Raw genomic sequence first — 20,933 nt, 5'->3', positions numbered from 1 at the left:
GAGCCGCCGCAGTAGGTAGCTGTGTTCGATTGCCGCGACTTCGTCGCGGCGTGTTGGCGGCCCCGTTGTGGGGCGCGGGCCCCCCGCCCCCCGCCCGGCCCCCGCAACCGGTCGGGCCCCCCCGGCGGGGGGGGGGCCCCCCTTCCGTTTGCCGTGACCAGTTCCGGCTGCGCTTCAGCCCTGCCACTTCGGAGGACGCTTCTCCCCGAAGGCCCGCGGCCCTTCCTGCGCGTCCGGGTGGTGGTCACCGTGCGCCCGCAGCGCCGGCCAGGCCAAGCGCACGGCGTCGTGCATGGGTCGTTCCAGCGCATCCCACAGACACGCACGGCTCACCGCGATGGCAGCCGGCGAGTTGCCGGCGATGATCCGCGCCAGTTCAATTGCACGGCCACGCAATTCGGCCGCAGGAACGACCTCGGTCACCATTCCCAGGCGCAGGGCGCGCTCGGCATCGAGACGTTCATCGCGGCCCAGCAACATCATGCGCATCACCGCCTGGTGCGGCATACGACGCGCGAGCACGATGGTCTCCACCGCGCTGACCTGGCCGACCGATACATGCGGATCGAGGAATGTCGCAGTGTCGGCCGCGATGGTGAAATCGGTGTCGGCAACAAAATGCAGTCCACCCCCCGCACAGACCCCGTTCACCGCGCAGATGGTCGGCTTCGACACCTTCGCCTGCAATGGAGTGAATCGGTTCTCCCGCTCGAACACCCCGGTGCGAGCGCGCGACCGATCGGCCACCGTTCCGACATCCGCGCCGGAACAGAATGCCCGGGTACCGGCACCGGTGATCACGGCCACCCGCAACGAGCCGTCTGCCTCGAACAGGTCCCATACCATCGGCAGTTCGGACAGCATGGTTGGCGAGATGGCGTTCATCCGCTCCTGCCGGTCGAGTTCGACCAGCAGGATACTGTCCTCGATCTCGACCCGAAGCGTCTCCCAGGGGCCACGCAGCGTCCGGTTCGTTGTCATTGGTCCTCCTCGTGTCCGTCAGAGTGACGGATTCAGTCCACCGGCCACAGTCAGGACCTGTCCGGTGATGTTCCGGCTGGCTTTCGATACGAGAAACTCCACCGAGTCGGCGATGTCCTCAGGATTGTTGGGACGCCCGAGCGGGTTGTGCGATGCCCAGTTCTGGACCCAGGTCCCATCCCCTCGGTCCGCGACGGTGGTCGTTGTTGCACCGGGCACCACGATATTCACATTCACGCCGCGGCGGGCCCACTGTGTCGCCGCCGAACGTGTCAGCGCCACCAGGCCCGCCTTCGCCGCGGCGTAGTGCGATCGGTCAGGACTACCCGACCACGAGGTCGAACCGATATTGACGATTCGCCCGCTGCCCGCCGCGAGCATGACCCGTCCCGCTTCCTGCATCCATACGAACGCCGATGACAGATTGAAGTCGATCGTCCGGTGCCAGTCCTCATCCGTGATGTCTTCCAGCGGGACGTTCAACGGACCGTGCACCCCGCCGGCCACATTGACCAAACCGTCCACCCGACCCCACTCTTCGAGCGCCGCCGCGGTGAGTGCTCGCGCCACTTCGCGAGAGGTCGCGTCACCGGCAATCGGCAGCACCCGCCCGTGGGCGCCCTCGAGTTCCTGGGCAATCACACTCAGACGGCGGGCGGATCGATCATTCAACGCCACGGCGTAGCCGAGGTTCGACAGCCGCCGGGCGATCGCGGATCCCATCGGACCGCCCGCGGCAGTTATCACCGCCACTCTCGGGTTACTCACCACACTAAAAGAGTATCATCTAATCAGTCGATTGGACTCGTCGAGCACGACTGTCTCGAACCCAGCACCGATCTGAAGCATGCAATACTCTTATTAAGTACACTTTTAATGGAGGCGGTATGGAGTTCAGTTTGAGCAGCGAGCAACAGGCGCTGCAGGAGAACGTCCGCAGGCTGCTCGCTACGCACTCAGCGGCTCGAGACATGTTCACCACTGATGGCCCCAGCTCGGCACGCGACTTGTGGGGGCGTCTCAACGACGCCGGCCTGAGCACCCTCGGCCTGCGGCTCGAGGAACTCGATCTCGAGTCCACCGCGATCGAGCAGATGCTGGTGGCCGAGGAGATCGGCCGAGCGGCGGCGCCGTCACCCTTCGTCGGCCTGGCCGCTGCAACTTCGATTCTCGCCCGCAGCAGTCGAACCGAGGCCGGACAGCTGCTCGAGCAGGTACTCGACGGACGAATCGTCGTCGCCGCACTGCCGTCCGCGTACGGCGGAACGGTCGCGGTCAAGGCACTGGGCGAGGGCGGCGACACAACACTGCACGGCGAGGTCCTACTGGTCCCGGGCGGCGCGTGGGCGGACACCGTCCTGGTCGCCGCGGAGGCCAACGGCTCGCCCGCGATCTACGCGGTGGATGTGGCCGCGACCGGCTGTGTCGTGCAGCCGACACCATCGATCGATCCCGGCGCCGGGCTGGCCAAACTCGGCCTGGATTCGGCCGCGGCGACGCCCGTGCTGGAGACCGAAGCCGAAGACGCCATACAGCACGCCACAATCCTCGCAATGCTGCTCACTGCTGCCGAGACGACGGGGGTCGCGCATTCCGCACTGCACCTCGCCGCCGACTATGCGCGCACCCGAACACAATTCGGCCATCCGATCGGCTCCTTCCAAGCGGTCAAGCACAAGCTGTCGGACATGGTGGTAGCAGTCGAAAACGCGCGCTCGGCCTGCTACGGCGCCGCCTGGAAACTGCACGACAACGAGCCTGACGCCGCTCTCTACGTTCACATGGCGAAAGCCGTCGCCGCAGAGAGTGGTCCGCACGTGGCGGCCGATGCGCTGCAGTTGCATGGCGGCATCGGTTGCACCTTCGAGCACGACATCCACCTGTACTTGCGCCGCGCCAAGACCGGACAACTGCTCTACGGCGACGCGAACGAACACCTCGATCATCTTGCCTCGGCATTCCTGGAAGACGGAGAAACGACACGATGACCACTGAGAGCGCCACACAGAGCACCGAGCAGTTCGTCACCGAGTTGCGCGACTGGCTCGATCACAACCTGCCGGAAGGCTGGGGCACTCGCGACTTCCGGATGCCGAAAGGACAGGTGTCTCGGCGAGAGTTCATCCGCGACCTGCAGCGCAAGATGGCTGCCGATCGGTGGATCGCAATCCACTGGCCCGAAGAATTCGGCGGTCGAGGTGCGACGATGGACCAGCAGATCGCCTATCATGCCGAACTCGCGCGCCGCGGCGTGCCGCGTCCGCTCGGCCACATCGGATTGAATCTGTGTGGTCCCACGATCATTCGTCACGGCACCGACGAACAGCGGGCGCGGTTCCTGCGTCCGATGCTCGACGGCGACGAGATCTGGTGTGAAGGGTTTTCCGAGCCCGGCGCCGGTTCCGATCTGGCCGGCCTGCGCACGCGCGGGCGCATCGAAGGCGATGAGATCGTCATCAACGGTCAGAAGACGTGGAACACCGGCGGGCACTACGCCCAGTGGATGTTCGCCCTGGTGCGCACCGATCCCGACGCTCCCAAACACGACGGGCTGTCGTTCGTGTTGTTGCCGATGGATTCGCCGGGCGTCACGGTTCGCCCCATCGAACGGATCTGCCGCGAGCATGACATCAACGACGTGTTCCTCGATGATGTGCGCGTGCCGCTCAGCAATGTTGTCGGACCACTCAATTCCGGCTGGCAGGTCACCCGCACCACACTGAACCATGAGCGTTACACGCAGTTCCTCGCCTCACAGATCGGCTTCCGCCGGACCCTGGACAACGTCGCCGAGCTCGCCAAGCGCCGGAATGCGCTGGGGCAGCGACCTGCCGACCGCCACGAGGTGCGTACCGCACTGGCCAAGAAATGGATCGCCAGCGAGCTGATCCGGTTGAACGGCCTGCGGAACATCGCCAGTGTCCAGAGCTCCGGCGAGCCGGGGCCCGAGGGGGCGATCATGAAGGTGTTCGGCCAAGAGCAGGAAAAGGAGCTCTATGAGCTCGCAGTGGATATCTCGGGTTCCCTCGGCCTGCTGGACCGCGGCTCCGACGACGCACAGGATCGAGGCAAGTGGGTGTTCGGCTACCTGCGTTCGCGCGCCTCGACCATCGCAGGCGGTACCAGCGAGATCCAACGCAACGTGATCGCCGAGCGCGTCCTGCACATGCCCCGCGACCCGTGGGTATCCCGGACCTCCTGATTGATCAACAGTCCGAGGCGGCTCCGATCCTGGTTGATCGGAGTCGCCTCGCGTTTCAGCAATTTAGTACACTCATTCCTGTGAACGGACTAACCGCATCGCGAGTCGGCCCCGTCCTCCTGCTGACAATTCAACGTCCGGACAAGCGAAATGCAGTAGACCATATGGTCCTCGCAGCGATGTCACAATCGCTCGACATGTTCGAAGCTGACGACACTCTGCGTACCGGGATCATCTCCGGCGCCGACGGAACCTTCTGTGCGGGAGCCGATCTCGCCGACCGCCTCGCCGGGAACAAGGTCGTGGACGCCAACGGCTTCGCTGGAGTCACCAGGCGACGCCGGACCAAGCCACTGATCGCCGCAGTCGAGGGTTATGCGGTCGGCGGCGGCTTCGAACTTGCCCTGTCCTGCGACATGATCGTCGCCTCCCGTACAGCCAAGTTCGGCTTACCCGAGGTCAAGCGATCCGTACTCGCGGCAGAAGGTGGCCTGTTCCGGACTGCGCGGGCACTGGGCAAGTCCACGGCGATGCACATCGCGCTCACCGGACAACCGATCGACGCTACGCGGCTCTACGAACTCGGTCTCGTGTGTGAGTTGACCGCCGCCGGCGAAGCGTTGTCGGCGGCTGTGCGTATCGCGGAAGAAATCGGTGCCAATCCCAAGGAAGCGGTGCTGGAGTCCCGAGCCCTGATCGAGCAGGCAGTCGAATACGGTGCCGACAGCCTGTGGGCCGATACGCGGCGCGCTTACAGCCGGATTCGCCGCAGCGCCAACTACCGCCGGGGAGCACAAGCCTTCGTCAGCAAGGAAAGCCCCGAATGGGACTGAGTAGCGCACCACTGCCGCATCAGCGGCACCGGGGTACGCCGATTACCACGCCACCAACGATGCCGGTAACGCGGTAATCGGTAGGCGCTATAAAGTTCACATGTCGGACGATGTCCGGCCGTCGCTATCTCGACGTCCACGCGGGCGGACCGCCACAGTCGGCCGCCGGAGAACGCGCTGGACGCAACCGCTTACGAATCGACGAAGATGTCCAGATCGGGCTCGGTGCCGCCCCCGTACCCGGTGAAGTCGCCAACCCCGGTCTCGCGCAGGACGTCTTCATCGATCAAGGTTTGCCCGGTGACCTTCCCTGCCGGAGTCGACAGGATCTCGAGCGCGGCGTCCGCCATGACTTGCGGGCTCCGCGATCGGGCTGCGGCCTCCTGGCCGCCGAGGATATTCACCACCGCCGCAGTCGCGACCGTCGTTTTCGGCCACAGGCAATTCACCGACAAGGATTGGTTCGCCGCTTCTGCCGCGATCCCCAGCGTGACGATCGACATCCCGTACTTGGACAACGTATAGGCCGGGTGTGCGCCGAGCCACCGTTGCGACAGGTTGAGCGGCGGCGACAACGACAGCACATGCCCGGAGTCCGAACGTCGCAGATGCGGCAGACATGCCCGTGTCAACGCGAACGTGCCACGAATATTGACGTTCTGCATCAAGTCGAAGCGTGAGAGCGGAAGATCTTCCGTCGCAGACAGATTCAGAACACTGGCATTGTTCACACAGATGTCGACACCCCCGAACTCGCCCACCGCGGCACTGACGAGCCGTTCGATATCGGCCTCATTGCGAACATCCCCGACGATCCCGAGTGCCCGTCCGCCGCCCTCGGCTTCGATCTCGGCGACCGCCGTGCGCACCGTGCCTTCCAGGCGCGGGTGGGGGGTATCGGTCTTGGCAACGAACGCGACATTCGCGCCTTCTCGTGCTGCGGTCCGCAGAATCGCCAGTCCGATTCCGCGGCTACCACCGGACATCACCAATGTCCGATTCGCCAGACGTCTCTTTGTCATTTCGATCATGTTCCCGATCTGAATCTATCGGCGCCGGAGCACCGACACCGTGCGGATGTGCACATCACTGCTGGTCGTCGGAGGCATCGGTAGCCAATGTGGGCAACGTGGCGGCCAGTTCATCGATCGTCCACCGGGACTCTCGGGACAGCTCGGCGGTGTGGTGCCAGGAACGCACCGAGCTGACCAGCCCGCCGCGCACGTAGAAAGTCTGCGCAGTGAGCTCGCAGCTCTCGGACAGCAGGTAACCGACGACCGGCGCGACGTTGCGGGGGTTGTACACATCGAAGGCATCCGAATCTTCCGGTGCAGCCATCAGCTTCGCGACGCTGGGCACCGCTGTGGTGAGCCTGGTACGCGCAGCCGGCACGATCACGTTCGATCGCACTCCGTAGCGCTGCAACTCGGCCGAGCAGACCTGTGAGAACATACCGATTCCCGCTTTGGCAGCAACGTAATTCGCCTGACCGGCATTGCCGAACAGCCCGGAGCTGGACGAGGTGTGAACCAGGGCAGCCTGACGCTGGCGACCGGCCTTGCTCTCCTCTCGCCAATACTTCGCAGCCCAGTGAGTCGGCACGTAGGTACCGCGCAGGTTCACTCGAATGACGAGATCCCAGTCGTCGGCGGACATGTTGACCAGCAGTCCGTCGCGAAGCACGCCCGCGTTGTTCACCAGGCCGTCCAGTCCATCGAATTCGCGAACGGCCGTCCCGACCAACAGCTTGCCCGAATCGAAGTCGGCGACATCGGCATCCACAGCGACAGCGCGCTGACCTTTCGCCCGGATCTCCGCGGCCACATCGCCCGCAGGACTCTGTCCGCCTTCTCCCGGGAGATCGGTCAGCACGACCGCGGCGCCCTCCTCGGCGAAGAAGGTGGCGTAAGCCTGACCGAGACCACGCCCGGCACCGGTGACGATGACCACCCGACCATCCAGAGCACCCATGAAATTCCTCCACATCGAGATCGACCGAGCCACGCACAGTCACAGATACTGCGGTGCGCTCAGTATACTAATTTCCTCTTGGCTTGCGACATTCCCCGGCAATTTGCAGTAATCACTATCGACGTCATCCATATTTGTGACACTCTTTTGGGCGGCAGATGGGCACGCACTATTCCACCCCAGTCGTTCACAGCCGTCTCAGCTCACCGAAACGGCCGACGGATCGACGGTTGGAAAGACCAGCGGGACGGCGAGCGGAATCGCCTTGCTCTGCCCGGACTGGAACCGCGACCGCATCGGAGTCCGGGTCGATCCCGTACTCGGGGGTCAGCGAGTGCCACTCCTCGTAGAGGTCGATGCTGGCATAACGTGAACTACTGAAACGCCGGATGGCCTGGCGAACCCCCGGCCGTATGAGGCCTCTTACCTACTTGTCGACGGTTCCCGCGTACTGACAGGCGCGGCGGGATCCACTGCAGCCGTCAGGAATTCGGGACGCGCCTTCCAGAAGTAGTTGTGCACACCGGCGCTGGTAGCAAGCCGCCGGAAGGTCATTCGCACCGGTCGTCCGACCTCGACCTCCTCTGGGCCGACATCGGTGAGCTCACAGATCAAACGGCCACCACCATCGAAATCCACCACGGCCGAGATGACCGGCGGGCTGGGCGACACCGCCAGGTGATCGATGGTGTAGGTGACGATGACGCCGCGGACTTCGGACAACGGCCGCGGCACCTGCGAGTCCACCTCGTGGCAGCGGATGCAGACCCGATCTGCCGGGATGTTGACGACACCGCACTTCGAGCACTCGCCGACGACCAATCCGAATTTGTACACCGCATCGCGGAAGCTGGGAGGCGCTGCCGGGGGTTGCGGGTCCGGTCGCCGCGGCGGTTCGCGATGCAAGTGCCCACGCCAGCTCAAATACGTCGGATAGGAAACCGAGCGACCGCCATCACGTAACTGGGCAATCGGCACACTGTTTCGGTGGTTCGCGATCGCCTCGGTGGTCCGGGCGACGATTCCGACCGCGCCATCACCGATCACGACCACGGCGATGACCTCACCGGGCTCCGCGTGATCGAAGACCTCAGCGAGTCCGTATCCGATCTGCGCGACGCCGGCGCTCCCGGCCGTACCGGCCGCCGTGGCATACCGCGCAGCGTGACGATCCACGCCACACCCGGCCACGACGCCGCGCACCGCACGATCGTGCATGCCGACGACCACCAGATGATCGACATCGCCCGTCGTGAGATCAGCTTTGGTGAGCGCATCGGTCAATACGTCACATCCTGCCGCGACGAGGGGGCCTTCGGCGAATCGCTCCTCCCATACATGGGCGGAAACATCGCCCGGCACTCGCCAACGATCGAACACCTCGAGTGTCCGGCTCGCTGTGCCGAGAAATTCGGCGATCACCGGCCACTCGTCCGACCCGGGGCCGACGAGTAAGGCCGAAGCACCGTCCGCTCCCAGCTTCTCGTCCGCACTGCCCGGAAGCCCGGAACGCGTATCCGAAAAGATGGCGAGAAGCGCCCCGTCGCCGCGATGCCGAGCTGCGGCGACGAGTGCGCCCGCAGCCGCTCGCATGGAGCCGAGATGGTCCAAAGCCAAAGCGGTGGAAGGTAATTGAAGAGCAGCGTGGACGACGGCCGCATTGGCGCGTTCGAGGTACGCCGGAACCGACGTCGCCAGCAAAACCTGCTCGATCGCCGAGCGATCATGCCCGCTCAGTGCGTCACGCGCCGCCTCAACCGCCATCGAGGTGGTGTCCTCGTCGTAACCCGCGACGGTTCGACTCCCTCGGCCGCCGGTTCCGCCGAGCGCCTGCCCGATTTCCGACAGCTGCAGCCGGTGACGCGGCACATGGCTGCCATAACTGAGTATTCCGTGCATGAGACTCCTCGTCGCCGACCTCTGGCAATGATAAAGTATACGTATTTACTCGCGCCACGCCTCCCACCTGGCTCTAAGCTGCCAGTTTCAGCTTGCACGAGGCGATTCCTCTAAAGAAGAGTATCATCATTCCTATGACCGCACGAAGCATCAAAGATGCCGCCGCCATTGTCGGGATGGGCTTGACGCAGTTCGGTGAGCTGTGGGATCGCAGCGCCGACGACCTGATCGTGGAAGCCGCCCTCGCCGCATGCGAGGACGCCGGCATCGAACTGTCCGACGTGGATGCGTTCTGGCTCGGCACCCGCGCGACCGGCATGAGCGGCCTCACCTTGAGCCGACCGTTGAAACTGTCCGGGAAGCCGGTGACCCGCGTGGAGAACTTCTGCGCCACGGGTTCGGAAGCGTTCCGCAATGCCGGCTACGCGGTGACCGCCGGGGCTTACGACGTGGTCATGGCATTGGGTGTCGAGAAGATGAAGGACGCGGGCACCTCCGGACTCGTGCCGGTTCCGATACCGCATGACGGAACCGCGGCCGAGCTGACCGGGCCGGCCTACTTCAGCCTGCTGGTACCGGCCTACGCCGAGAAATACGGTGTGTCCCAGGAGGATTTGCGCACCGCACTCACGTCGATCGCGTGCAAGAACCACTACAACGGCGCCCGCAACCCGAAGGCACAGTTCCGCAAAGAGGTCTCCCCCGAGACCGTCGCGAAGGCGCCGCGGGTCGCGGGCACGCTCGGAGTCTTCGACTGTTCCGGGATCAGCGACGGTGCCGCGGCCGCGATCCTGATGCGCGGAGACGCCGCCGCCGCCCATCGCACGGACCCGTTGTACGTCAAGGGCCTCGCGCTCATCGCGGGCGACGGTTCGGGCCAGCGTGACACCGGATACGACTTCACCACCTTTCCCGAGGTGGTGAGCGCAGCCCGAGAGGCGTACCGGCAGGCGGGAGTCACCGACCCTCGCTCCGAGATCGCCATGGCCGAAGTGCACGATTGCTTCACGCCGACCGAGATGGTGCTGATGGAAGACCTCGGATTCTCTGAACGCGGATCAGCCTGGAGCGATGTGCTCAAAGGCGCCTTCGAGCTCAACGGCGACCTCCCCGTCAATCCCGATGGCGGGCTCAAGAGTTTCGGCCACCCGGTCGGCGCATCTGGATTGCGCATGCTCTACGAATGCTGGCTGCAGTTGCGTGGGCAAGCACCTGCCGAACGGCAAATCGATCTCCACGGCCGGAGCCTGGGACTCACACACAACCTCGGCGGCCCGCCCGGAGACTGCGTCTCGTTCGTCTCGGTCGTCGGCACAGAGAAGGGCTGACCCGGCGCGCGAGAGCTTGGCGCCGCGGGCGCGTTCGTTCAGAGGTTCCGGCCGTGCCCAGCAGCATGGGGCGGCACTTCCGAAATCAGCACACCCATATCGGATACTGTGTTTTCGCAATGCTCGGTCGCCTTCCCGAGAGAGGACACGCATGTCGACTGCTGACGCCGCGGGCTTCGGCCAGGCCGACGCCTCGCCACACCCTGAGGGAAAATCCCGCAAACTCGGCGAGATCGTCGCTGACCGGATCGAGAACTCGATCATGCAGATGGGCTGGCCTATCGGCCGGGTCATCGGCTCGGAGGCGGAACTGCTCGAGCAGCACCAGGTCTCCCGCGCGGTGTTGCGAGAGGCCATCCGGCTCTTGGAAGCCCACGGCACCGCCACCATGCGTCGCGGCCCCGGCGGCGGACTGGTCGTAACCAAGCCGGATGCCCGGGCAGTCATACGTTCCGCCGCTGTCTACCTCGACTCCGAGGCAATCACCCCGGACAAACTCTCGGCGGCGCGGATAGCCATCGAACTGATCGCGGTACAACTCGCCGCCGAAGCCATCGATGAAGAGGGAATCAAGGAACTCAGGGCGGTTCTCGAACATGAGAAGACCGCGATTGCTACAGGTGGTCGTGCGGGGGCGACCCGCGACGTCCATTCGACCCTGGCAAAGCTGAGTGGCAATCCGGCGATTCAGCTCTTCACCGAGACGCTCGCGCAGCTCGAGCTCGACATCTTGCGCACGAGTGTGGCGTCCGGTGACCAAATCACCAGGTTTCGGCAGGACTTCCTCGAAGACCACATCGCCATCGTGGATGCGGTCATCGCCGGAGATGCCGGGATCGCCCGGTACCGGATGCAACAACATCTGCTGCGGGTCGGCGAGGATATTCACCCGCATGGGTCGGTGCGGGGAAAGTCGCACCCCGCTTAAGATACCGACCTCGCCTCGACCACCCAGTAGCGCGCCGCCTTTCCCGCCCGTGCCCATCGCCGCGGTTGTGTGAGCCTCACTGCTGCCGCGCCCTGACACGGTTCGGCATTCCGGCGGGCGCGACCGGCCCGGCCGCCAAGCCCGCCCGCACGCTCACTCAGGGCCCGCATGACCTGCATGCCCGAGACGACATCAGCCGACTGGTTGACGGGCCCCGGATCATCCATCCAAGTCGGACATATCAGTGCCCCTATATCAGTCCCTTCAACGCCCTGACTAGGCATAGTCGAGGGGTATAGCGTCTATTAGGATACTTATCCTATACTGGGGTGAACCACATCACAGGAGTGCGGAATGTCGATCATCAGCGCGCCCGGAGCACCGAGGCGGATCTCGGTCGACGAGTCCCCCTCCGATGCCGATTCGAACGCCCGCACCATCGGAGGCCCTACGTTCCGTAGTCCGTCGACAATTCCCGTCGAATGAGGCAGAAGCCCCTGCTCGACACCGATACGAAGATGAAAGGAGGCCGCCGTGACCGAATTCAGCAGTTTTTCCGCGCGCGAGACCAGAATTCTCGGCCGGGTCACCGGCGCAACGAACCCGGAAAGCGCCGAGCTTCTCGACGATGGCAAGACCCTGGTTTTCGGCAACTGCGCCATGGTGGTGGGCAATCCACACCATCGGGAAGGCAAGAGCTTGGTGTATCTGAAGGACCAGGCGTTCATCACACAGGCGCGGATCGACGACGGTGGCGAGGTGACGGTGACCAATCGACATCTGGTCGACGGCATGACCGCTACGCTGGGCACCGAGATCCACCGCCTCGGCACCGACGTGTGGCCTGCGGGGACAGGCCTGACAGCTTGCGGCGGAAAGCCTTTCGCGGTCAACGTCAATGCGCCACTCGGCACCGACGCGGAGGCTCGCCAGCAAATCTTCGCCTTCGATCCTCTCACCGGGGAACCACGCGGCCGGATCGCGCTGTGGGCAGACTCCCCAATCGCCAAGGCTGTAGGGCACCCGGTCGAGATGCCCAATGGCGTCGCGGTGGCACCCAACGGAGATATATACATCGCGGACAATCCGAACACCAACCCCTCCAGCGCGCTGCCGCCCCCGTCACCGTCAGCGGTTTACCGTATCCCCTACGGGAGCATCGACGGACTACTCGAGGACAGCGCCGAGGCGGCCGCGACCGTACGGGCAGTCGAATGGGACGGTTGGTTCAACGGTGTCGCCGCGTCTCCGATCGATGGCAGCGCCTGGGTGGTCACCTCCTCGTATCACGATCCACTGAACGGTGCCGTAATTCGCCTGGACGCAATGGATTTCGCCGAGGGACGGCTGCCGGATCCATTTGTCAAAGACTTGGGGATCTGCGATGGGGTCGCGGTCAGCAAGCGCGGCACCGTCTTCGCGACCAACCCGGTCGCAAAGGAGATCTTCGTTTTTCCAGCCGACGGTTCTCGCCAACGGCTGACGCTCGAGGGCGAACTCCTGCCGACCGCGAATCCAGCCGATGTGAACGTCATCTACCCGGCATTCCTCGGGGGCGAACCGGCGCTCACCGTCGGCGACATCGCCGTCGGCTCGGCCCCCGAGACTGCTCAGGTCCTCATCCTCGATATCACCGGACTGTAATCCTCGCGATCACTCGACGTTCCGCGCCGGCGGAGGCTGTGCGAGAGCCTGCGCCGGCATCGTCCCGCGCCGCACAACACACGAGGCGATGAGAATGCCGCGGGCTCAGCCTCGGGTTAGCGCCTCGCTGCCCCAATTCCCGAATCTGTGCAGACTGCCGTCCGGCAGCGATTGGAGATCCACGTGAAAACTCAGAATCAGGAGCGCCACGACGCCATCGTCATCGGAGCGGGATTCGGTGGAATGTACGCGCTTCATCGGCTTCGAGATGGTCTCGGCATGGACGTCGTCGCGATCGAGCGAGGCAGCGATGTCGGCGGCACCTGGTACTGGAACAGATATCCCGGCGCTCGATGCGATGCCGAGTCGATCTTCTATTCCTATTCCTTCGATCCACGATTGCAGGCCGATTGGCGGTGGTCAGAGAAATACGCCACACAGCCCGAGATCCTCTCCTACGCTGGACATGTCGCCGACCGTTACGGTCTGCGACGCGACATCCGCTTCGATACAAAAGTCACTGCGGCTCATTTCGACGAACCAGCGAACGAATGGCTCGTTCGGACCACCTCAGGAGATATTCGGGCACGTTTCCTGATCACCGCCCTGGGCTGTCTCTCAGCGTCACGCATTCCCTCTTTCGATGGGATCGACGACTTCACCGGGCAAATCCACCACACCGGTCGCTGGCCACACGAAGGCGTGGACTTCAGAGGCAAACGTGTGGCGATGATCGGCACCGGATCATCGGGAATTCAACTTCTGCCGGCGATCGCGGCCGACTGCGCACACGTCACAGTCTTCCAGCGCACTCCGAGTTACAGTGTGCCAGCACGCAACCGCACACTGGGCCCCAATGAATTCACGCGTATTCGCGCTGTATACCCCCACCTTCGAGCGGACGCCCGGAAGTCGGCAGGCGGGCAGGTCACCGCGCCGCCGATAGGCAGTGCATTGTCCGGTGACACCGATATTCTCGGAGAACTCGACCAGCGCTGGGCAGAAGGAGGCGCCAGTTTCCTCGGCGCTTTCACCGATACTCTGGTCGACGAACGGGCCAACAAGATCAGCGCCGACTACGTCCGAGAGCGCATCAAGGAAACCGTGGCGGATCCGACGACCGCAGAGCTGTTGTGCCCCAAGGACTATCCGATCGGAACCAAACGGATCTGCGTCGACACCGACTACTACGCCACCTACAACCGAGACCACGTCGATCTCGTCGACGTGTCAACGACACCCATCGAACGGATCACCGCCGAAGGCCCGACAGTAGACGGCACGGTATATCCAGTCGACGTCATCATATTCGCGACCGGTTTCGACGCCATGACTGGCGCGTTCGAGGCCGTCGACATACGCGGGCGCGGCGGCATGACTCTGCGCGACGCATGGGCGGCTGGACCTCGCACCTACCTCGGCCTCGCCGTGCACAGATTTCCGAACATGTTCACAATCACCGGCCCTGGAAGCCCTTCGGTCCTGTCGAACGTGATCGTCTCCATCGAACAGCACGTGGAGTGGATCGCCGACTACCTCACTCATCTCGCCGAGCTCGGAATCACCAGAACCGAGGCCGACCAGGATGCTCAGGACAGCTGGGTCGACGAGGTCAACAAAGTCGCGGACGCGACGCTGTACACGAAGGGGCGTTCGTGGTACTTGGGCGCCAATGTGCCCGGCAAGCCACGCGTCTTCATGCCCTACGCCGGTGGCGTCGGCGCCTATCGGCAGCGGTGCGACGACGTCGCTGCGAAAGGCTACCCCGGCTTCACGCATGGCGCAGTGCCTGATGGGCGGCCTGCAACCACAAACACGGCGAAAGACTCACCTCGACCAATCGCACAGTCATACCGCGTGACCGCGAACAACACCCGCCAGAGGAGCTCGCAATGACTACACAACCCGATGTTGCGCCGTCCGTGACCGAATACGACGACGCATTCATCGCGGGGCGCTGGACGCCCGCCACCGGGGAGGCAGTGCTGAGTGTCGTGAACCCTGCCACCGAAAAGGTCATTGCCACTGTCCGGGAGGCATCGTCGGCCGATGTTCGCGCTGCAGTCGATGCTGCCCGCGCCGCTTTCGACGATGGGCCTTGGGCGCAGACAACACCGGATGATCGCGCTGCGGTCCTAGATGCGATCGCCGATGCGCTCGACAAGCGCGCCGAGCAGGTCACCGCGCTGCAGACAGCAGAGGTCGGTGCTCCGACCGCTTTCAGTCAGGCCAGTCACGGCCGCGCCGTGGGCTGTCTTCGCTACTACGCCCAGCAAGCGCGAGAGTTCCCATTCAGGACGGACCGCCCGCGCGCGGACGGGAAGATCACTCGAATCCTTCAGCAGCCGGTAGGTGTGGTGGCCGCCATCGCACCCTGGAACGGTCCGCTGGCCGTCGCTTGCCTGAAGATGGGTCCCGCTCTCGCCGCAGGATGTACGGTCGTATTGAAGCCCGCGCCCGAAACACCTCTCACAGCAATGGTTCTCGCCGACATCATCGCAGAGCTGGTCGACGCTGGACAGATGCCGGCCGGGGTGGTCAACGTGATCAACGGCGGCCGCGAAATCGGGGCCGAACTCGTTGCCAACCCCGGAGTGGACAAGATCAGTTTCACCGGCAGCACCGCAGCGGGCAGCCGGATCATGGCCTCGGTTGCCGACCGGATCGGCCGGGTGACACTGGAACTCGGCGGCAAATCGGCGGCCATCATCCTCGACGACGCGGATCTGGACCAGGTGCTGCCCAGCCTCATCCCCGGTAGCTGCGGCAATACCGGGCAGATGTGTTTCGCGTTGACCCGCGTGTTGGTCTCCGAACGTCGCCACGACGAAATCGTCGCCGCGATCGCCGACGGGATGGAAAAACTCTCGGTGGGCGACCCCACTGCGCCCGGGACGTTCATGGGGCCGCTGGCCATGCAGCGGCAGCGCGAGCGGGTCGAAGAGTACTTCGAGCTCGCCCGCTCCGAAGGAGCGAGAGTGGTCACCGGCGGCAAGCGCCCCGCCGGGTTGGACGTCGGCTACTACATCGAGCCAACTTTGCTCACCGACGTCGGCAGCGACAGCCGAATCGCCCAGGAAGAGATCTTCGGACCGGTTCTCTCAGTGATCACCTACCGCGACATCGACGACGCCATTCGCATCGCGAACAACTCCGATTACGGACTGTCCGGCGCGATCTACACCGCCGACATCGAGTCCGGATACGCTATCGCGCAACGCATTCGGACCGGCACGATATCGGTCAACGGATCCGTATTCGATACCACGGTCCCATTCGGCGGCTTCAAGAAGTCCGGCATCGGCCGGGAGGGCGGACCGGAGGGCATGCATCCCTTCCTCGAAACCAAATCCGTGCACATGCCGGACTGACTCAATGCACGACGGGCCCGGACACCTCGATGGTGCCCGGGCCCGTCGCTCTCGGTTCTTCTTCGCTTCCGGCCAATCGCGTCACGGTGTCGAGGACGGACGCGCTCAGCGGTCGGCGCGTGCATCCTCCAAGATGAGATCACTTGCCTTCTCCCCCACCATGATCACAGGGGCGTTGGTATTGCCACTCGTCAGCAAGGGAATCACCGATGCGTCCGCGACCCGCAGGCCCGCGACACCATTGACGCGAAGCTGCGGATCCACCACCGCGTCCGGATCGGTGCCCATCCGAGCGGTGCTCACGGCATGCTGACCGGCGTAGGACTTGCTCTTGATCGCCGCGAGCAGTGCTTCGTCGGACTGTGCTTCATGACCCGGAGAAGTCTCCCTGACAACATATTTCGCGAACGCGGGGGCGGCGAGGATCTCTCGGACACGGCGAATGGCGCGGATCATGTCCGCCGCATCTCGGGGATCACCGTAGAGCGGCCGTTCGATGACAGGTGGGTCCGCGGGATCCGCGGAGCGAAGCGATACCGATCCGCGGCCCCGCGGATGCACGACGCAGATCAGGGCGCGTGCTGTCGAATGCTTCTCCAGTTCCATCGCATGCAGGTCGTAGCCCTCGGTCTTCTTTGCAGCCTGCCCGTATCCCATGGGCGCGAACATGACTTGGAAATCGGTCCGACTCGACTGTGGTGAGAAACTGCCGAAAAGAACAGCCTGGGCCGCGGTAGCCGTCGCGGCGCCGCCGCCGTGCAGAACGAAATCGATGCCGTGCTTGATCACGCCGCGCAGGTTCAGTTCCTCATTGAGCGTGGTGACATTCACGTCCATCGTGACGGCGAAGCACGGATGTTCCTGCAAGTTGCCGCCAACCCCGGGCAGATCCCGCACGACCTCGATCCCGTTGTCACGCAAATGATCCGCTGGCCCGATACCGGACAGCATCAGCAGCTTCGGCGTGCTCAGCGCTCCGGCTGAGACGATCACCTCTCGCAGCGCTCGGAAATGCGCCAGCCCGCGCTCGGTACGCGCCTGGACGCCGGTCGCCCGACCGTCTTCGGTGACGATTCGATCAACCGCGACACCGGTCAGTACCGTGCAGTTCGGCCGACGGCGGGCCCGCAGCAGGTAGCCGCTCGCAGTGCTCCAACGCAGACCACGACGTTGCGACAACTGAATATGTGACGATCCGAGCTGCTGCCGACCGTTGTAGTCTGGGTTGTACGGCAGTCCGGATTGATCACCAGCCATAACGAAGGCATCGTTGAGCGGGTGTCGTACTCGCGTCCGGCTCACGTACTGGGGACCGTGGTTCCCCCGGTACTCGTCCGCCCCACCGTCGAAGGTCTCGGCACGTCGGAAGTACGGCAGTACGTCCCGATAGCTCCAGCCCTCGGCGCCGGCCTTTTCCCACTCGTCGTAATCGAGCGGATTTCCGCGCACCCAAATCATTCCGTTGATCGAACTGCCACCGCCGACGACTTTGCCGGCCGCCCACCGATCCACCCGGCCGTCCAGTGAGGGATCGGGCTCGGCAGAATACTGCCAGTCCAGCTCGGGTGGGAGCTTGTACAACCCCGCCGGAACATGAATGAAGGGGCTCCACGCCTCCCCGCCCGCCTCCAAGACGAGAACTCGATACCGACCAGATTCCGAGAGGCGGTCGGCAAGCACCGCGCCTGCCGAACCTGCGCCTACGACGATGTAGTCCCACTCCTGCGAGGCCGCACGGCGGGCTCTCGATTGCTCTCGTGCCATGTCGTTCCTTCGATTCGCTGCGGGGCCCGCGGACGCTGATGTCTCGGTACGTGCGCAAATGCTCCCAGCCAGACTGTGACTCCTATAACAGGATACTCAATCTATCCCATACCGGCGGAGGAGTCATCCAATCTGCAGATGCATGCGCCAAAACATGCACTATATTCTCGAGATGCCTAAGCGTCAGAAAGGTGCTGCCATGCCCCGGTCATGTGCCCATCGCATTGCAGATGGGGGATCGGCGCGGTCTCGGCCCGCCACACCGAGTCGCGGCCCAGTCCAGCAGAATGTCTTGGCCCCGTTGACAAGCCAATCGTTGCGGTCGCGAATCACAGAGGACGACCCTCCCCAGATGTGTCGCAGCCAGCTCGGGCAGCCGGCCAGCCCGATGCTCGCACCACCCATTGGGCCGTAGTCGTAAGCGCCGGGAAGCCACATCGAACGGGCCACGAACCCGAAATTGCACGTCGGCGACACACCAGGCCGAAACACCTGCTCAGGGATCACGCGGAACGTGAGTATCCACGCACGCGATATAGGCATACGCGCCGACCGATGCAAACCCACGCGCATACCAATAACCGTCCACGACGGCGATTTGCTCCTCACCCCACCTACGACATCGGCCGCTACGCGGGCGACGTCCTCATGCGCAGCACGGACCGGCGTGCTCTTGGTTGTCCGGTCGCGGCTCGGCCACCGATGCAGTCGAACCGATTCCTTGGTCGGCAGGCTTTTTCATCCGCCTCACCTTGTCGGACGTCTGCATGCTGGCCTCCAGATAACTACCGATCCCCTCGAGATGGCGGAGCATACGATGCTTGGCCAGCGAGCCGTCCTTGGCCACGATCGCCTCCACGATCCGGGCATGCGCGTGGCGGACATCCGCCTGCCGATCGGTGGCCGCTTTCGTCTCCTTCGGCTGAATTTCCGGCGTCAAGCGAGCCATGACCTCGAGGAACAATCGCAGCGCAGGATTGCCGGTGAGATCCGCGATCATCAAGTGGATCCCGTGGCTTCCCAAGTGACCACTGTCCTGCATCTGCTCCTCTTGCCCGAGTGCTTCCCGCAGCATTCGCACCCCGTCCTCGTCGATGCGCTCGGCCGCGAGTTCGACGATCGTCAACTCCACCGCCGATCGCGCTTCGAAGATGTCTCGGGGACTCGCCTGGTGGAACTGCAGGTACATGGCAGCGGACTGAGCCACCGAGGCCGCCCTCGGAGCCGTCACGATCAGGCCGCCTCCCGGCCCGCGACGCATGCGTGCGATCTCATCCCGTTCGAGCAGTCGCACCGCCTCCCGGAAGACCGCTCGGCTGATTCCGAGTTCGGCGATCAATGCCGGCTCGGATCCGATTACCTCACCCACCGGGAACCCGAGATCCGCGATACGGCGCTGCAGTTCGCGTACCACCACTTCTGCCAACTTGCCCGACGACCCGTCGGCGGCCCGGGGCGCAACTGCATCGTCCGACAGTAAAGGCCCCTCAATGGCCGCCATCACGTCTTCCTTCCCTCACCGCATCACCAGGAGCGACTGGACCGCACCAAGCGAATCGCCCGGCACAGCCGAACGCACACACCAACAGTTGACAATTCCACGAGCGACAGGCCGTGCACACTACCAGTCTCACCCGCAGCAGCTATGATACCGTGTCTTGCTTTTTCGTACACTCTTTTCGAGTCACCAAGAGCTGGGCCTGAGCCGCTACATGGGCGACCGCTCTAATCGAATACCGGAGATAGGGACAGACCAGCACGCCTATCGAGACAGTCCATCTCCAGGCAACTCGAAAGGGACTCCGCCAGGCGCAGCCGTCGCTCCTGGATCTTGACGACGATGCCAAGGAGGAGGCCGGCAAGTCGCAGTCGTGAATGAATCGTCAGCTCATCGCGGAGTGCCTTCGTCGAGCCTTCGAGCGATCGCGTCGGCCACGAAGCGGATACCTTCCTCGCTCCCGGGGAGGACGTTGACGTAGGTGAAGAAACCATGGGATTGTCCGTCGAACCGCTTGTGCTGCACCGGTACTTCGGCGTCAGCCAGACGATCGCGGTAGGCTTCGCCTTCCGCACGCAGGGGGTCGTACTCGGCGGTGAGTACCACGGCAGGTGGCAGACCCACGAGGGACTCACTGCGTAGTGGCGAGGCTTCCGGTTCGTTGCGCCGTTGAACGTCAGGCAGGTAGTGGCCCCAGAACCACTCCATCGACTCTTTGTGCAGCAGCACTTGATTTTCCGGTGCCAAGTAGGTCGAGTTCTCCAAGTCGCAATCGGTGGCCGGGTACACCAGAACCTGCATCGCCAGCCTCGGCCCGTTGCGGTCCCGCGCGCGCAATGCCATCACCGCCGCGAGGTTCCCACCGGAGCTGTCGCCCGCAACCAACATCGGAACACGTTGCCCAGCAATCGCTTCTAGATTCTCCTCGACCCAGGACAGGGCGGTCCAAGCGTCCTCGACAGCAGCTGGATACGGATGCTCAGGAGCTTTGCGGTAATCCACCATCACGACTGCACATCCCGTCGCCGCCGCGAGCTTCCGCCCCAGGGTGTCGAACTCGTCGATGTTGCCCAGGACCCAACCGCCGCCGTGGTAGTAGACGATAACCGCCAGGGGATCCAAGCGGGGCAGCAACGTGCGCACCCTGAACTCGCCACGGTCGAATCCGGCCAACGTGCGCTCGGTTGCCGAGTGCATGTCCGGACCGACGCCGTACATCTCGATGAGTTGCACACCGCCCGCACGGAGCTGGTCCGGCTCATGATGCCAGAGCGGCGGGCGGCCGCTCGCTGCCATCTGCTCGATGAGTACTGCTGTCGACGCATCCAGGGGCATGGGGCGCGTCCCTTCTGAGAGATTCCATCACCATCGACGGGCAGAGGTGATGGCGGTCATGAAACCGTACGGCAGGCAGCGCGGCAACTTCAAGCGCCAGAACCAATTAGAGTGAACTAAATTACCCAGCGGCGCGACGAGGAAAGCTCGACACGAGGTCGCAGAGCCTCGCATCACCA

Annotated in this window: 16 protein-coding genes; 8 read left to right on the top strand and 8 right to left on the bottom strand. The window is 64.0% G+C overall.

Features of this window, described 5'->3' with window-relative positions; translation table 11 throughout:
• Positions 1-174: 174 nt before the first annotated feature.
• On the bottom strand, positions 175-981 hold the full coding sequence (locus tag ACGF7Y_RS32270; protein WP_195065978.1) for an enoyl-CoA hydratase/isomerase family protein: 807 nt from the start codon (positions 979-981) through the stop codon (positions 175-177).
• Between the two features lie 18 nt (positions 982-999).
• Positions 1,000-1,749, bottom strand: a complete 750-nt coding sequence (locus tag ACGF7Y_RS32265; RefSeq protein WP_195140691.1) for an SDR family NAD(P)-dependent oxidoreductase — start codon at positions 1,747-1,749, stop codon at positions 1,000-1,002.
• A gap of 119 nt (positions 1,750-1,868) precedes the next feature.
• Between ACGF7Y_RS32265 and ACGF7Y_RS32260 the strand changes: the two genes are divergently transcribed.
• The 3 genes from ACGF7Y_RS32260 to ACGF7Y_RS32250 all read left to right on the top strand — a co-directional run bounded on the left by ACGF7Y_RS32260 (position 1,869) and on the right by ACGF7Y_RS32250 (position 5,016).
• Positions 1,869-2,969 (top strand): acyl-CoA dehydrogenase family protein, encoded by a 1,101-nt coding sequence (locus ACGF7Y_RS32260; protein ID WP_195065976.1) that lies wholly within the window; start codon positions 1,869-1,871, stop codon positions 2,967-2,969.
• Between the two features lie 44 nt (positions 2,970-3,013).
• A complete protein-coding gene (locus ACGF7Y_RS32255; RefSeq protein ID WP_393240449.1) occupies positions 3,014-4,183 on the top strand; it encodes an acyl-CoA dehydrogenase family protein in 1,170 nt (389 codons plus the stop codon).
• 80 nt (positions 4,184-4,263) lie between these two features.
• Positions 4,264-5,016, top strand: coding sequence for an enoyl-CoA hydratase-related protein (locus tag ACGF7Y_RS32250; RefSeq protein ID WP_195065974.1), 753 nt, complete (start codon positions 4,264-4,266; stop codon positions 5,014-5,016).
• A 191-nt stretch (positions 5,017-5,207) separates the two neighbouring features.
• On the opposite strand, the gene ACGF7Y_RS32245 is transcribed toward ACGF7Y_RS32250, so the two are convergent.
• The 3 genes from ACGF7Y_RS32245 to ACGF7Y_RS32235 all read right to left on the bottom strand — a co-directional run bounded on the left by ACGF7Y_RS32245 (position 5,208) and on the right by ACGF7Y_RS32235 (position 8,886).
• Positions 5,208-6,038 (bottom strand): SDR family oxidoreductase, encoded by an 831-nt coding sequence (locus tag ACGF7Y_RS32245; protein ID WP_393240466.1) that lies wholly within the window; start codon positions 6,036-6,038, stop codon positions 5,208-5,210.
• Between the two features lie 64 nt (positions 6,039-6,102).
• Positions 6,103-6,987: an SDR family NAD(P)-dependent oxidoreductase gene (locus ACGF7Y_RS32240; RefSeq protein WP_393240446.1), complete on the bottom strand. Its 885-nt coding sequence runs from the start codon at positions 6,985-6,987 to the stop codon at positions 6,103-6,105.
• A gap of 423 nt (positions 6,988-7,410) precedes the next feature.
• Positions 7,411-8,886, bottom strand: coding sequence for an OB-fold domain-containing protein (locus tag ACGF7Y_RS32235; RefSeq protein WP_195065972.1), 1,476 nt, complete (start codon positions 8,884-8,886; stop codon positions 7,411-7,413).
• Positions 8,887-9,020: 134 nt separating this feature from the next.
• Between ACGF7Y_RS32235 and ACGF7Y_RS32230 the strand changes: the two genes are divergently transcribed.
• The 5 genes from ACGF7Y_RS32230 (at position 9,021) to ACGF7Y_RS32210 (ending at position 16,157) form a co-directional block, all read left to right on the top strand.
• Positions 9,021-10,214 (top strand): acetyl-CoA acetyltransferase, encoded by a 1,194-nt coding sequence (locus ACGF7Y_RS32230; protein WP_393240463.1) that lies wholly within the window; start codon positions 9,021-9,023, stop codon positions 10,212-10,214.
• 151 nt (positions 10,215-10,365) lie between these two features.
• Positions 10,366-11,142, top strand: a complete 777-nt coding sequence (locus tag ACGF7Y_RS32225; protein WP_195065971.1) for a FadR/GntR family transcriptional regulator — start codon at positions 10,366-10,368, stop codon at positions 11,140-11,142.
• 534 nt (positions 11,143-11,676) lie between these two features.
• Positions 11,677-12,786 carry a hypothetical protein gene (locus ACGF7Y_RS32220; protein WP_393240442.1) on the top strand — a complete coding sequence of 370 codons (1,110 nt, stop codon included), beginning with the start codon at positions 11,677-11,679 and terminating at the stop codon, positions 12,784-12,786.
• A 183-nt stretch (positions 12,787-12,969) separates the two neighbouring features.
• A complete protein-coding gene (locus ACGF7Y_RS32215; protein WP_393240439.1) occupies positions 12,970-14,682 on the top strand; it encodes a flavin-containing monooxygenase in 1,713 nt (570 codons plus the stop codon).
• Positions 14,679-16,157, top strand: coding sequence for an aldehyde dehydrogenase (locus tag ACGF7Y_RS32210; protein WP_393240436.1), 1,479 nt, complete (start codon positions 14,679-14,681; stop codon positions 16,155-16,157). Before ACGF7Y_RS32215 ends, ACGF7Y_RS32210 begins: the two co-directional genes overlap by 4 nt.
• Positions 16,158-16,262: 105 nt before the next feature.
• Here the strand turns inward: ACGF7Y_RS32210 and ACGF7Y_RS32205 are convergent, their stop codons facing one another.
• From ACGF7Y_RS32205 to ACGF7Y_RS32195, 3 genes are all read right to left on the bottom strand, one after another.
• Positions 16,263-17,921, bottom strand: a complete 1,659-nt coding sequence (locus ACGF7Y_RS32205; protein WP_195140699.1) for a GMC family oxidoreductase N-terminal domain-containing protein — start codon at positions 17,919-17,921, stop codon at positions 16,263-16,265.
• A 646-nt stretch (positions 17,922-18,567) separates the two neighbouring features.
• The gene (locus ACGF7Y_RS32200; protein ID WP_393240433.1) at positions 18,568-19,422 is read right to left on the bottom strand and encodes a FadR/GntR family transcriptional regulator; all 855 of its coding nucleotides are present in this window, start codon (positions 19,420-19,422) and stop codon (positions 18,568-18,570) included.
• A gap of 387 nt (positions 19,423-19,809) precedes the next feature.
• Positions 19,810-20,754, bottom strand: a complete 945-nt coding sequence (locus tag ACGF7Y_RS32195) for an alpha/beta hydrolase (protein WP_195140701.1) — start codon at positions 20,752-20,754, stop codon at positions 19,810-19,812.
• Positions 20,755-20,933: the final 179 nt, after the last annotated feature.

It is taken from the genome of Nocardia sp. NPDC047654 (assembly GCF_043205035.1).
GTDB lineage: Bacteria > Actinomycetota > Actinomycetes > Mycobacteriales > Mycobacteriaceae > Nocardia.
Note: the sequence above shows the minus strand (reverse complement) of the source record. Positions and strands in the feature narration are given on the sequence as shown.